This window comes from Levilactobacillus fujinensis (assembly GCF_003946335.1).
In the GTDB taxonomy this organism is placed as follows: Bacteria; Bacillota; Bacilli; order Lactobacillales; family Lactobacillaceae; genus Levilactobacillus; species Levilactobacillus fujinensis.
On sequence record NZ_RHNX01000030.1, the window covers coordinates 24,528 to 37,706 of the forward strand.

22 protein-coding genes are annotated in these 13,179 nt (G+C 47.2%); all 22 read left to right on the forward strand.

Going from position 1 to position 13,179, the window contains the following annotated elements:
• The first annotated feature begins 20 nt into the window (after nt 1–20).
• The 22 genes from rplE to rpsI all read left to right on the forward strand — a co-directional run bounded on the left by rplE (nt 21) and on the right by rpsI (nt 12,981).
• Nucleotides 21–563: a 50S ribosomal protein L5 gene (gene rplE / locus EKM89_RS10530; RefSeq protein ID WP_048735518.1), complete on the forward strand. Its 543-nt coding sequence runs from the start codon at nt 21–23 to the stop codon at nt 561–563.
• Between the two features lie 20 nt (nt 564–583).
• A complete protein-coding gene (locus tag EKM89_RS10535) occupies nt 584–769 on the forward strand; it encodes a type Z 30S ribosomal protein S14 (protein WP_082153261.1) in 186 nt (61 codons plus the stop codon).
• A gap of 33 nt (nt 770–802) precedes the next feature.
• Nucleotides 803–1,201, forward strand: a complete 399-nt coding sequence (gene rpsH, locus EKM89_RS10540) for a 30S ribosomal protein S8 (RefSeq protein ID WP_125688347.1) — start codon at nt 803–805, stop codon at nt 1,199–1,201.
• Between the two features lie 30 nt (nt 1,202–1,231).
• The gene (rplF, locus tag EKM89_RS10545) at nt 1,232–1,768 is read left to right on the forward strand and encodes a 50S ribosomal protein L6 (protein WP_125688349.1); all 537 of its coding nucleotides are present in this window, start codon (nt 1,232–1,234) and stop codon (nt 1,766–1,768) included.
• Between the two features lie 34 nt (nt 1,769–1,802).
• On the forward strand, nt 1,803–2,168 hold the full coding sequence (rplR, locus tag EKM89_RS10550) for a 50S ribosomal protein L18 (protein ID WP_318531002.1): 366 nt from the start codon (nt 1,803–1,805) through the stop codon (nt 2,166–2,168).
• Nucleotides 2,169–2,190: 22 nt separating this feature from the next.
• Nucleotides 2,191–2,694 (forward strand): 30S ribosomal protein S5, encoded by a 504-nt coding sequence (rpsE, locus tag EKM89_RS10555; RefSeq protein WP_048735529.1) that lies wholly within the window; start codon nt 2,191–2,193, stop codon nt 2,692–2,694.
• Nucleotides 2,695–2,708: 14 nt separating this feature from the next.
• Nucleotides 2,709–2,891 (forward strand): 50S ribosomal protein L30, encoded by a 183-nt coding sequence (gene rpmD, locus EKM89_RS10560; protein ID WP_125688353.1) that lies wholly within the window; start codon nt 2,709–2,711, stop codon nt 2,889–2,891.
• 35 nt (nt 2,892–2,926) lie between these two features.
• Entirely contained in the window at nt 2,927–3,361 is a 435-nt protein-coding gene (gene rplO, locus EKM89_RS10565) for a 50S ribosomal protein L15 (RefSeq protein WP_048735535.1), read from the forward strand.
• A complete protein-coding gene (gene secY / locus EKM89_RS10570) occupies nt 3,361–4,671 on the forward strand; it encodes a preprotein translocase subunit SecY (protein ID WP_125688355.1) in 1,311 nt (436 codons plus the stop codon). Before rplO ends, secY begins: the two co-directional genes overlap by 1 nt.
• An 89-nt stretch (nt 4,672–4,760) precedes the next feature.
• Complete coding sequence (locus EKM89_RS10575) at nt 4,761–5,411, forward strand: adenylate kinase (protein WP_318531003.1); 651 nt, start codon at nt 4,761–4,763, stop codon at nt 5,409–5,411.
• A 164-nt stretch (nt 5,412–5,575) separates the two neighbouring features.
• The gene (infA, locus tag EKM89_RS10580) at nt 5,576–5,794 is read left to right on the forward strand and encodes a translation initiation factor IF-1 (protein ID WP_011668477.1); all 219 of its coding nucleotides are present in this window, start codon (nt 5,576–5,578) and stop codon (nt 5,792–5,794) included.
• A gap of 28 nt (nt 5,795–5,822) precedes the next feature.
• Nucleotides 5,823–5,942 carry a 50S ribosomal protein L36 gene (rpmJ, locus tag EKM89_RS10585; protein WP_011668476.1) on the forward strand — a complete coding sequence of 40 codons (120 nt, stop codon included), beginning with the start codon at nt 5,823–5,825 and terminating at the stop codon, nt 5,940–5,942.
• A 25-nt stretch (nt 5,943–5,967) separates the two neighbouring features.
• Complete coding sequence (gene rpsM, locus EKM89_RS10590; RefSeq protein WP_125688359.1) at nt 5,968–6,333, forward strand: 30S ribosomal protein S13; 366 nt, start codon at nt 5,968–5,970, stop codon at nt 6,331–6,333.
• A gap of 17 nt (nt 6,334–6,350) precedes the next feature.
• Nucleotides 6,351–6,740 carry a 30S ribosomal protein S11 gene (gene rpsK / locus EKM89_RS10595; protein ID WP_048735547.1) on the forward strand — a complete coding sequence of 130 codons (390 nt, stop codon included), beginning with the start codon at nt 6,351–6,353 and terminating at the stop codon, nt 6,738–6,740.
• 87 nt (nt 6,741–6,827) lie between these two features.
• A complete protein-coding gene (locus tag EKM89_RS10600) occupies nt 6,828–7,778 on the forward strand; it encodes a DNA-directed RNA polymerase subunit alpha (RefSeq protein WP_048735550.1) in 951 nt (316 codons plus the stop codon).
• Between the two features lie 30 nt (nt 7,779–7,808).
• Nucleotides 7,809–8,192, forward strand: a complete 384-nt coding sequence (gene rplQ, locus EKM89_RS10605) for a 50S ribosomal protein L17 (protein WP_020090123.1) — start codon at nt 7,809–7,811, stop codon at nt 8,190–8,192.
• Between the two features lie 494 nt (nt 8,193–8,686).
• Nucleotides 8,687–9,541: an energy-coupling factor ABC transporter ATP-binding protein gene (locus EKM89_RS10610; protein WP_125688361.1), complete on the forward strand. Its 855-nt coding sequence runs from the start codon at nt 8,687–8,689 to the stop codon at nt 9,539–9,541.
• A complete protein-coding gene (locus EKM89_RS10615; RefSeq protein WP_125688363.1) occupies nt 9,517–10,389 on the forward strand; it encodes an energy-coupling factor ABC transporter ATP-binding protein in 873 nt (290 codons plus the stop codon). The genes EKM89_RS10610 and EKM89_RS10615 overlap by 25 nt, the downstream gene beginning before the upstream one ends.
• Nucleotides 10,382–11,182, forward strand: coding sequence for an energy-coupling factor transporter transmembrane component T family protein (locus EKM89_RS10620; protein ID WP_125688365.1), 801 nt, complete (start codon nt 10,382–10,384; stop codon nt 11,180–11,182). The genes EKM89_RS10615 and EKM89_RS10620 overlap by 8 nt, the downstream gene beginning before the upstream one ends.
• A 13-nt stretch (nt 11,183–11,195) precedes the next feature.
• Nucleotides 11,196–11,993, forward strand: a complete 798-nt coding sequence (gene truA / locus EKM89_RS10625; protein ID WP_125688367.1) for a tRNA pseudouridine(38-40) synthase TruA — start codon at nt 11,196–11,198, stop codon at nt 11,991–11,993.
• A 138-nt stretch (nt 11,994–12,131) separates the two neighbouring features.
• Entirely contained in the window at nt 12,132–12,575 is a 444-nt protein-coding gene (rplM, locus tag EKM89_RS10630) for a 50S ribosomal protein L13 (RefSeq protein WP_125688369.1), read from the forward strand.
• A 13-nt stretch (nt 12,576–12,588) separates the two neighbouring features.
• A complete protein-coding gene (gene rpsI / locus EKM89_RS10635) occupies nt 12,589–12,981 on the forward strand; it encodes a 30S ribosomal protein S9 (RefSeq protein ID WP_048735562.1) in 393 nt (130 codons plus the stop codon).
• Nucleotides 12,982–13,179: the final 198 nt, after the last annotated feature.

Sequence of the window (13,179 nt, forward strand, 5' to 3'; positions counted from 1 at the left end):
GAAAGGAGGAACATAATTTCATGTCAACTCGTTTAAAAGAAAAGTACGTTAATGAAATTACCCCATCATTGGTGGAAAAATTTAGCTACAGTTCTATTATGCAAACGCCGAAGATCGAAAAGATCGTCTTGAACATGGGTGTTGGTGACGCTGTCTCCAACGCTAAGAACCTCGACGAAGCCGTTGAAGAACTTGGTTTGATTTCTGGTCAAAAGCCTTTGGTTACTAAGGCCAAGAAATCAATCGCAACCTTCCGTCTTCGTGAAGGCATGTCAATCGGTGCTAAGGTTACCCTCCGTGGTGACCGCATGTACGAATTCCTGGACAAGTTAATCAACGTGTCATTGCCACGTGTTCGTGACTTCCGTGGTGTTAGCTCCCGTGCCTTTGATGGCCGTGGTAACTACACTTTGGGTGTTAAGGAACAATTAATCTTCCCAGAAATCAACTTTGACAACGTTAACCGTGTTCGTGGTTTGGACATTGTTATCGTTACGACGGCTAATACTGATGAAGAGTCACGCGAATTGCTGACTCAATTCGGTATGCCGTTTGCACACTAATTTAAGGAGGTTCACACAAATTGGCTAAGAAATCTCAAATTGCTAAGAACAAGCGTCCAGCGAAGTTCTCTACTCAGAATTATACGCGTTGCGAACGTTGTGGACGTCCACACTCTGTTTATCAAAAGTTCCATCTTTGCCGTATCTGCATGCGCGAATTAGCCCACAAGGGTCAAATTCCTGGCATGAAGAAGGCAAGTTGGTAGACTGAATTTTAAACAAAGGGAGGGAAATCGTTAATGTCCATGACTGATCCTATTGCAGACTTCTTGACGCGGATTCGTAACGCCAACATGGTTCGTCACGAATCACTCGAAGTTCCTGCATCAACAATTAAACGCGACATCGCTGAAATCCTGAAGCGCGAAGGTTTTGTCCGTAACGTTGAATACATCGATGATGACAAGCAAGGTATCATCCGCGTATTCCTCAAGTACGGTAAAGACAACCAACGTGTTATCAGTGGTTTAAAGCGTATTTCTAAGCCCGGCTTGCGTTCATACGTTAAGGCCGACGCTGTACCAAAGGTATTGAACGGTTTAGGTATCGCCATTATCTCCACCTCTGAAGGTGTAATTACTGATAAAGAAGCGCGGGCCAAGAAAATCGGTGGCGAAGTTCTCGCCTACGTTTGGTAAAACTTTTAAGAAGATAGGAGGTGCCTTTCAGTGAGTCGTATTGGTTATAAAACTGTCAACGTCCCAACCGGCGTTGAAGTTAAACGCGATGGCAATCAAGTAACGGTCAAGGGTCCTAAGGGTTCTTTAACCCGGACGTTCTCCGATATCATTTCTATGAAAATTAGTGATGGTGCTGTTGACTTCGATCGTCCAGATAACAACAACAAGACACGTGCCATGCATGGTACGCAACGGGCTAACTTGAACAACATGGTTGAAGGTGTTGTCAATGGCTTTGCTAAGACCTTGAAGCTGGTCGGTGTTGGTTACCGTGTTCAAGCTAAGGGTAAGACCCTGGTATTGAGCGTTGGTTATTCCAACCCTGTTGAAATGGCTGTTCCTGAAACCTTGGAAGTTAAGGTTCCAGACAACACCACTATCAACATTTCCGGTATCAGCAAGCAAGAAGTCGGTGACTTCGCTGCTGAAGTTCGTGCCGTTCGTTCACCAGAACCTTACAAAGGTAAGGGTATCCGTTACGAAAACGAATTCGTTCGTATTCGTGAAGGTAAGACCGGTAAGTAGTATCGCAGCTTAGTGCTGATAATTTTACAAAGAGGTGACTATTTTGATTACGAAACCAGATAAGAACAAGACACGTCAAAAGCGTCATATGCGTGTCCGGAACAAAATTTCTGGAACTGCTGAACGCCCACGCTTAAACGTATTCCGCTCTAACAAAAACATCTACGCTCAAATTATTGATGACGTAGCGGGTGTTACACTTGTTAGTGCCTCGACGTTAGATAGCGAAGTAAGCGGCGACAACAAGTCTGACCAAGCCAAAGGCGTTGGTGAGTTAGTTGCAAAGCGTGCTGTCGAAAAAAATGTTAGCGATGTTGTGTTCGATCGTGGCGGGTACTTATACCATGGCCGTGTTCAAGCATTGGCAGAAGCTGCTCGCGAAAACGGGCTTAAATTTTAAGAGTAAGGAGGAATAACCACACATGGCAAAATTTATTGATCCCGACAAATTAGAACTTGAAGACAACGTTGTTGCTATCAACCGGATTACCAAGGTTGTAAAAGGTGGCCGTCGTCTGCGGTTCGCTGCGCTTGTAATTGTCGGCGACAAGAACGGTCACGTTGGCTTTGGTACTGGTAAAGCACAAGAAGTCCCAGAAGCTATTCGTAAGGCCGTTGAAGCTGCTCGTAAGAACCTGATCGAAGTTCCTATCGTGGGAACGACTATTCCTCACGAAGTCCTCGGTTCATACGGTGGGGGTAAGATCTTACTCAAGCCCGCTGCTGAAGGTTCTGGGGTTACCGCTGGTGGTTCAGTTCGTTCCGTCATGGAATTAGCTGGAGTTGCTGACGTTACTTCCAAGCGTTTAGGTTCTAACACGCCGGTCAACGCTGTTCGGGCCACTTTTGCTGGCCTGGCTCAGTTGAAGCGTGCTGAAGAAGTTGCCGCTCTCCGTGGTGTCTCTCTTCAACACTTAGCTGAATAAGGAGGGGTTTTAAAATGGCTCAATTAAAAGTTACTTTAATCCATAGTGTTGCTCACCGCCTCCCTAAACAGCGGAAGATTGTGGAAGCTATGGGTTTACACCGTGTTAACAGCACGGTCGTTCAACCAGATAACGAAGCAACCCGCGGTGCGCTTTTCCAAATCGCACATTTGATTAAGGTTGAAGAAGTTAAGTAATACACATATCATTAAATAAGGAGGTGCGCAATAGCATGAAGTTGAATGAACTAAAACCTGCTGAAGGCTCACGAAAGGTTCGTAATCGAGTTGGCCGTGGTGATTCATCTGGTAACGGTAAGACTGCTGGTCGTGGCCAAAAAGGTCAAAAGGCTCGTAGCAAGACTCGTTTGGGTTTTGAAGGTGGCCAAATGCCACTGTACCGTCGTATTCCAAAGCGTGGGTTTACCAACATTAACCGTAAGGAATTTGCTGTCGTAAACTTGGCTGCTTTGAACGTCTTTGATGATGGTGCTGAAGTTACACCAGCTGCCTTAATCGAAGCTGGCATCGTCAAGAACGAAAAGGCCGGTATTAAGATCTTAGGTAACGGTGAGCTAACGAAGAAGTTGACGGTTAAGGCCGCTAAATTCTCCAAGTCAGCTGCTGAAGCCATCGTAGCTGCTGGTGGTAAGACTGAGGTGATTTAATGCTATCAAGCTTGAAAAACGCCTTTAAGATTAAAGACATTCGTAAAAAAATTCTCTTTACTCTATTGGTTTTGATTGTCTTTCGGTTGGGTACTTATATTACCGTCCCCGGCATTAACGCAAAGGCACTTCAAAGCGTTGCGTCTTCTGGATTGGTTAGTATTTTAGATACCTTCAGTGGTGGTGGGTTAACCAACTATTCCATCTTTGCGATGGGGGTTTCACCTTACATCACTGCACAAATCGTTATTCAATTGCTACAAATGGACATCGTTCCGCGCTTCGTTGAATGGAGTAAGCAAGGGGACGTTGGTCGGCGGAAGTTGAACCAGGCAACGCGGTACTTAGCGATTGCGTTAGCCTTTGTTCAATCCATCGGGATCACGGCTGGTTTTAGTGCATTAAGTTCATTGAAATTGGTTGAAAATCCAAGTGTTACCACCTACTTATCAATTGGGTTAATCCTGACTGGTGGGACGATGTTAACCACGTGGATGGGTGATATGATTACCGATCGGGGTCTTGGTAACGGGATTTCAATGATTATCTTTGCGGGTATCATTGCTCGGACACCAAAATCCGTTTACCAACTTTACCAAACCTACTTTGTCGATGCTGATAAAGGGACTTTGTGGAAGAGTGTCTTGTTCATTCTTGGTTTGATCGTGTTAGTTCTGATTATTGTGACCTTCACTACGTGGGTTCAACAAGCGGAACGACGGGTCCCAATTCAATACACGCGACGAGTATCTGGTTCGCCAGACAGTAGTTACCTTCCATTAAAGGTCAACGTTGCCGGTGTTATTCCAGTTATCTTTGCGAGTTCGTTTATTGCCACGCCACAGACTATTCTGATGGCATTCCAAAACACGCACTCTCAAGATGCCTGGTACCAAACACTGACGGACGTCTTTAACATGCAGACGGTCGATGGCGCCATTTTGTACACCGTTCTGATCGTTGTGTTCACGTTCTTCTATGCGTTCGTGCAAGTTAACCCAGAAAAGTTAGCTGAGAACCTGCAAAAGCAGGGGAGCTACATTCCTGGTGTTTGGCCTGGTCACGAAACACAATCATATGTTTCCAGCCTGTTGATGCGCCTCAGTACTGTGGGTGCGCTCTTCCTTGGATTCATTTCCTTGATTCCGTTATTAGCCCAAAACCTTTGGGACTTAGATGAGTCAATTGGTTTAGGTGGTACCAGCCTCTTAATCGTCGTTGGTGTGGCTATCGAAACCATGCGGCAAGTTGACGGATTGATGATGAAGCGCGAATACGTTGGCTTTATCCAAGATCCAGAACCAGCTTAATGAGTTTCCAGCGGGTGTGTTGATCTTTTAGCACACCTGCTTGTGTTTTTCGGGTGAATTTTCGAATAAGGAGAACGAACATGACAGCAATGAATTTAATTCTCATGGGTCTACCGGGTGCCGGTAAAGGGACTCAAGCCGAAAAGATTATCAAGGAGTTCCATTTACCGCATATTTCTACGGGAGATATCTTCCGTGAAGCGATGAAGAACGAAACTGAAATGGGATTGGCTGCGAAGAAATTTATCGACAAAGGTGAATTGGTACCGGACGAAGTTACGAACGGAATCGTTCGCGACCGGTTAGCCCAAGCTGACACCAAAGATGGGTTCATGTTGGATGGATTTCCCCGTTCCATTGTTCAAGCCGAGGCTTTAAACACCTTTGGCCCAGAACTGGACCGGACCATCAACGCCGTGATCAACATTCACGTTGAACCGGACGTCTTGGTAGAACGCCTTTCTGGTCGTTACATTTGCCGCAACTGTGGTGCAACGTATCATAAGCTGTACAAGCAGCCTAAAGTTGAAGGCACTTGTGATGTCTGTGGTAGTCATGACTTCTATCAACGTGAGGACGACAAGCCTGAAACGGTGAAGAATCGTTTGGCGGTTAATCTGAAAATGAATACACCGCTGGTTGATTACTACACTAAAAAGGATTTGTTGTTCACTGTTGATGGTGACCGTGACATCGATGACGTGTACGTCGACATCGAAAAGATCCTTAAGAGCTTGTAGTCTGCGCTAAGTTCTTGCTTACTATCGAGAAATATGGTAGACTTATTCAGGTTTAGCCTGTAAATGGCGCGCTGTCGCGATTCACAGGTGCTAGGTGGGAGCAAAGTTCTTGTTCCTACTGCTTTTACGTGTAGTTTACACGCAAGAAAAAGGGAGGTACTTTCGTGGCGAAAAGCGATGTCATCGAAGTCGAAGGTAAAGTTACCGAAACATTACCCAACGCGATGTTTCGGGTCGAATTAGAAAACGGTCATGAGATTCTCGCTCACGTCTCCGGTAAGATTCGGATGCACTACATCCGAATTCTGCCTGGTGATCGAGTAACTGTTGAAATGTCACCGTATGACTTGTCTAAGGGCCGGATTACTTATCGCTTTAAGTAACGGCTAGACAGATGTAGGAGGGATATTCATGAAAGTAAGACCATCAGTTAAGCCAATGTGCGAACACTGCAAGGTTATCAAGCGTAAGGGCCGAGTAATGGTTATTTGCTCAGCTAACCCTAAGCATAAGCAACGCCAGGGTAAGTAATTCAATTTATAGGAGGTGCAATTAAATGCCACGTATTGCTGGAGTGGATTTACCACGTGATAAGAAAATCGCTTACGGTTTGACTTACATTTTTGGTATTGGTATCAACACCGCACATAAGATTGTTGCGGATGCTGGAGTCTCAGAAGATGTTCGGGTTCGTGATATGACACCTGATCAAGAAGACAAGATTCGTGTCGAAGTTGACAAGTACAAGGTTGAAGGTGACTTACGTCGTGAAGTTAGCCTGAACATTAAGAACTTGCAAGAAATCGGCTCATACCGTGGTATGCGTCACCGTCGGGGTTTGCCTGTTCGCGGTCAACATACCAAAAACAATGCCCGCACTCGGAAGGGTAAAGCCGTTTCCGTTGCCGGTAGGAAGAAGTAAAGGAGGGTTAATACTTTATGGCTACTAGAAAAACTAGTCGCAAGCGTCGGGTCAAGAAGAATATTGAAGCCGGTGTTGCACACATTCATGCTACGTTTAACAACACATTAGTTATGATCACTGACGTTCAAGGGAACGCCATTGCTTGGTCATCTGCTGGTGCCTTAGGATTCAAGGGTAGTCGGAAGTCAACGCCATTTGCTGCTCAAATGGCCGCTGAAGCCGCTGCTAAAGCTTCAATGGAACATGGTATCAAAGCCGTTGAAGTTGCTGTTAAGGGTCCTGGTTCAGGACGTGAAGCTGCTATCCGTGCTATCCAAGCTACTGGGGTAGAAGTTACTGCTATTCGCGATGTCACCCCAGTTCCTCATAATGGGACTCGTCCTCCAAAGCGCCGTCGGGTTTAACGTGAGCGTTTCATTAATGAGGGCAACCTTCATGATGGGATTGACTTATAGGAGCTCAACGCGGTTTGAAAGGGGTAAACGATAAGAATGATTGAATTTGAAAAGCCTAACATTCATAAAATTGATGAAAGCAGCAACTACGGTAAGTTTATTGTCGAACCGTTGGAACGTGGCTACGGGACAACGCTAGGGAATTCCTTACGGCGGATCTTGCTTTCTTCATTACCTGGTGCAGCTGTTACCAGCATTCAAATCGACGGGGTTCTACATGAATTTTCTACTATCGAAGGTGTCGTTGAAGACGTCACGCAGATCATCTTAAATGTTAAGAAGATCGCGTTGAAGCTTAACGGTTCTGACGATCAGGAAGAAACCATGGAGATCAACGTTAAGGGTCCTGCTCAAGTTACCGCTGGTGACATTGTCGCAGGCGCCGACGTCGATGTGTTGAACCCAGATCTGTACATTGCTACAGTTGCGGATGGGGCAACGTTCCACATGCGGATGACAGCGGATAAGGGCCGTGGTTATGTTTCTGCTGACGAGAACAAAACTCGTAATACGGACATGCCCATCGGTGTTTTAGCCGTAGATTCCATTTACACCCCAATCGAACGGGTTAACTACCAAGTAGAGAATGCACGGGTTGGCCAACGGGCTGACTACGATAAATTGACCCTGGATGTTTGGACAAACGGTTCAATTAATCCAAGCGAAGCCATTGCTCTGGCTGCTAAGATCTTGACCGAACATCTGGCTATGTTTGTCGACTTGACCGACGAAGCTAAGAATGCGGAAATCATGGTTGAAAAGGAAGAGACTCACAAGGAAAAGATGCTTGAGATGACCATCGAAGAGCTCGACTTGTCCGTCCGTTCTTACAACTGTTTGAAACGTGCTGGTATCAACACGGTTCAAGAATTGACTAATAAGACCGAAGCAGACATGATGAAGGTTCGTAACTTGGGTCGCAAGTCCCTTGAAGAAGTTAAGGCTAAGTTAAGCGACTTAGGGTTATCACTTCGGAAGGAAGACTAATTTTAGACACTCAAAGGAGGGTTTCTGGTTATGAGTTACCGTAAATTACAACGGACTAGTTCTCAACGTCGTGCATTGTTACGCGATTTGACTACCAGTTTAATTTTGAACGGTCGCATCGAAACGACTGAAGCACGCGCTAAGGAAGTTCGTAAGACGGCTGACCAAATGATTACCTTGGGCAAGCAAGGCGACTTACATGCACGTCGGCAAGCTGCTGCTTTCATCCGTAACGTGGTTGCTGATGTTAAAGAAGATGGCGACGATGTTGTTGTTACCAGCGCATTGCAAAAGGTATTCAGCGAATTAGCACCTAAGTACGCAGATCGTAACGGTGGTTACACGCGTATCTTAAAGACGATGCCTCGTCGCGGTGATGGTGCCGCTATGGCTATCTTGGAATTCGTTGACTAATCTTTGGTTAACAGTTTTCGGGAGTAATCGCGTCCTTAAACGTGATACAAATACGAATTAAATTAATCACTAGAACCATGTGGTATAGAGCGCTATGATGATGGGGAATTTCCGAGTCTAGCTTGAATGGGGGCTAACGCCTCAGCGCCGCTGGTTTGTTAGTGATTTTTTTGTACTCTTTTTTTTGTTAACACTGTGATCGAGTACCCGTAGTTTGGAATTCTTTGTGGTGACGTGTTTCAAAAGTTTACACTTTATGGTGTTAGTGCGACCAATTGGACATCGTCAGGGGAGAACCCAAAAATTAGTGAGTGACCAGCCATCAGTTACACAATCATGGGTGCTGGCCGTGTAACTGATGGCAGCTGGCAGTCACGGTACGGCTGCTAGCTGCCGTGGAAGAACGTAATCAAATATATTTACGGCTGAACGCTTCGGATTTTCCTGAATATTTGGTATAATTACCGGTGACATTTTGCGTAAGGAGATGAGGGATGATGGCAAACATCATTGAAGTCGCACATCTATCGTATCGCTATCGAAACGGTGAAGCGGATGTTGACCAGCGTCCAGCGTTAAACGACGTTAGTTTCACCGTTCAGGCTGGTGAGTGGTTAGCCATCGTTGGTCATAATGGTAGTGGTAAATCGACGTTAGCGAAGTCACTAGACGGCCTCTTGCCGTTCAGCGAGGGTACCATCACGGTTGGCGGCATTAAATTGACGCCCGCAACCGTCTGGCAGGTTCGCGAAAAAATCGGTATGATTTTCCAGAATCCCGACAACCAATTCGTTGGTGCTACCGTTGAAGATGACGTTGCGTTTGGCTTGGAAAACCGCCAGATTGCGCGTGCCGACATGGTGCCACGGGTTCAGGCGGCCATTGAAGAGGTTGGCATGACCGAGTTTGCGCACCGCGAGCCCAGTTCCCTTTCTGGTGGGCAGAAACAACGGGTCGCCCTAGCTGGTATCGTGGCGATTGCGCCGGATATTTTGATTCTGGACGAAGCCACCAGCATGTTGGATCCTCAGGGGCGACGCGACATGCTAGAACTCGTGCGGCAGTTACGCGCCGACCAGCACCTGACCGTCATCTCCATCACTCATGACATCGACGAAGCCGCCAATGCTGATCGGGTGTTGGTAATTGACGATGGTCGGCTGGTTGAAGAGGCCGCGCCTGCTACCATTTTTGCGCAGGGCGAGCGCTTGGTTCGGCTCGGACTGGACTTACCTTTCACTTCGAAATTACAGGCCGCTCTACGGCAACGGGGTATTACGCCACCGGACGGCTATCTGACCACTGCGGAAATGGAGGCATGGCTGTGGCAATCTCTTTCGAACACGTAACCTATACGTATCAGGCGGGAACACCCATGGCCAGTACAGCGCTGACCGATATCTCTTTTACTGTTCCCGACCACGGCTATCTGGCCATTATCGGTCATACCGGAAGCGGTAAATCGACGTTGATTCAAGAGTTAAACGCGTTGCTGAAACCAACCTCTGGGACCGTACACGTTGATGATTTCACAATTACCCCCAAGACGACCAACGATGATCTCAAGCCATTGCGCCAACACGTCGGGATGGTCTTTCAGTTTCCAGAAAGCCAACTGTTTGAGGAGACCATTCGCAAGGATATTGCGTTTGGTCCACAAAACTTTGGAATGAGTGAGACTGATGCCAACCATTTGGCCGATGAAATGTTGACAACGGTGGGTCTCGACAGCAGTTACGCCGAACGGTCACCATTTGAGCTCTCCGGCGGGCAAATGCGGCGGGTCGCCATTGCTGGTGTCTTGGCGATGCAGCCTCAAGTGTTAGTTCTCGATGAACCGACTGCGGGACTTGATCCACGTGGTCGGGAGGAAATGATGGCCCTTTTTGAACGATTACATCGCGAACAGGGGCTGACCATCGTGTTGGTCACCCACCAGATGGAAGATGTCGCCCAGTATGCCGAACAGGTCGCGGTGATGCGTCAAGGCCGGCTGGTTAAATTTGGCACGCCCCAGGAGGTCTTTCAGGACCCCGATTGGTTACGCGCCAACCAGTTGGATGTGCCTCGGGCGGCACGGTTCGCCCAAGCACTTGCTGCTAAGGGTGTGCAGTGGGACCAGTTGCCGTTGACTGCTGATCAGTTGGCCGATCAACTAGCTGCTCGCTGGCCACAGAGGGGGTCCGCCGATGTCTAGCTTTATTTTTGGCCGGTATTTACCGTTAAATTCGGTGGTGCACCGGTTAGATCCACGGGCCAAGCTCATGTTGAGCTTTTGTTACATCATTTTAGTATTTTTAGCGAATAATCTATTGAGTTATGCAATCCTGATTGCCTTTACGATTGGGGCTATTCTGGCGTCTAAGATCAGTCTCGGGTTCTTCCTCAAAGGAATTCGACCGTTATTATGGCTGATCGTCTTTACGGTTGTTTTGCAATTACTATTCAGCCCAGCTGGCGGCCATACGTACTTTCACTGGGCGTTTATCAACATCACTCAGTTTGGATTGGTCAATGCCGGGTTCATTTTTATCCGGTTCTTACTGATCATTATGTTCTCGACGTTGCTGACGTTGTCAACGCAACCGCTGGATATTGCGACTGGGTTGGCCTCGCTGATGAAACCGTTGCGGTGGGTACACGTACCGGTCGATACATTAGCCATGATGCTCTCGATTGCGTTGCGCTTCGTGCCAACATTGATGGATGAAGCCACGAAGATTATGAATGCGCAGCGTGCACGGGGCGTGGATTTTGGCGAAGGCGGGCTATTTAAGCAGGCCAAGTCGTTGATTCCACTAATGGTACCGCTGTTTATGAGTGCCTTTAATCGTGCAGAAGACTTGTCGACGGCTATGGAGGCCCGCGGTTATCAAGATAGCGAACACCGTAGTCAGTACCGAATTTTAACTTGGCAAAAACGGGATACGATTACTTGGTTAATATTTTTAATTGGATTTGCGGCGATACTTGTTTGTCGCCACTGGTAGGAGAGAGATGCAGATGCAACGTTACAAGGTAACCTTTATGTACGACGGGACCGACTTTGCCGGCTTCCAGCGCCAGCCCAACAAACGAACGGTGGAGAGTGTTTTAACGAAGACTGTCAATAAAATGGCGAAGAATCCAACGCCAGCCATCGCCATCTATGGATCGGGACGGACTGACGCAGGTGTCCACGCTTTGGCGCAGGTGGCCCATTTCGACTTTCCCTTCCTGATTCCCGCGGAGAACATGCGCAAGGGCTTAAACAGCATGTTACCGATGGATATGGAGGTCTTGAAGGTTGAGGAGGTCGCGGCCGACTTTCACGCGCGTTATGACGTGTCCGGTAAGCGCTACTTGTACCGGATGGATATGGGCGAGTTCCGTAATCCGTTCAAACGAAATTATACCGGCCACTGGAAATTTCCAGTTGACCTGGAAAAAATCAATGTCGCCTTACAAGACTTAGTGGGTGAACACGACTTTACGAGTTTTGTAGCATCCGGGGCGCAGACACGGACGTTCGTGCGGACTATTTATGAGGCCACGTGCCACATTGATGAGGCAGATCACGAGTTGGTCTTTGAGTTTTACGGCAACGGCTTTATGTACAATCAGGTGCGGATTATGGTGGGTGTGTTAGTTGAAATTGGGGCGGGTACGCGACCAGTTCACGACATTTTACGACTATACGAAGTGAAAGATCGGCGGCAGGCCAGAAGAACGGTTGCGGCGGCTGGTTTATATCTCAAACACGTCTATTATCAAGGTGAAGATCCCGAACACCCGACGAAATTACCCCAACATCAGCGGTAAATTTCGTTAGGGGGACAAACAATCATTGACTTTATAGGGAAAACTTTGTATTATGGTTGTTGGTATTGTTTGCCCCACGATAAGCCCCGGAAAGTTTACTTGGTGTCAGACAAACACAGATTTATGGAGGAATTTAACGTGCGTACAACTTATATTGCAAAACCAAACGATGTTGACCGCAAATGGTACATCGTGGACGCAACTGATGTTAGCTTAGGTCGTCTTGCTTCAGTCGTTGCTTCCGTATTACGCGGTAAGAACAAGCCAACGTTCACGCCTAACGTGGACACTGGTGACAACGTAATCGTCATCAACGCTGCTAAGGTTGGGTTAACCGGCCGTAAGGCAACCGACAAGATTTATTACCACCATACCGGTTTCGCCGGTGGCTTGAAGTCACGGACTGCTGGTAACTTCCGGGATCAAAACCCAGAAAAGTTGATCGAAACTTCTGTACAAGGTATGCTCCCTAAGAACTCCTTAGGTCACCAAATGGCATTGAAGCTGCACGTGTACGCTGGTGAAGACCACAAGCACGCGGCACAAAAGCCAGAAGTATTAGACATTACTAACCTAATCTAAGGAGGAAACCAAATTGGCACAAGTTCAATATCGCGGCACTGGCCGTCGTAAAAACTCTTCTGCTCGTGTACGTTTAGTACCCGGCTCAGGTAAAATTGTTATGAACAAGAAGGCTATCGAAGACTACATTCCATTTGCAAGTATTCGTGAAGTCGTCTTACAACCATTCAACGTTACGGAAACTCTCGGTAACTACGATGCATTGGTTACTGTCCATGGTGGCGGTTTCTCCGGTCAAGCCGGCGCAACTCGTCATGGGATCGCTCGGGCATTGCTCGAAGTAGACCCAGACTTCCGTGGTCCGCTGAAGCGTGCAGGTCTTTTGACCCGTGACGCCCGGATGAAGGAACGTAAGAAGCCAGGTCTCAAGAAGGCCCGTAAAGCTTCACAATTCTCAAAGCGTTAATATTTCGATATTATCGATTTGGAAATCCTCGCCAGTTATTGGTGGGGATTTTTTTGTTTAGGGACAATCTGGTTAGAAATGATCACGTTTCGGTTTTGATAGGTTGCTACCAAGTAACAACGGCTCTTTGTCAACCGGTGTTGATGGAGGGAATTTCGGAGGTTCAATTCATTTACGAATTGGGCCTCTTTTTTGTAC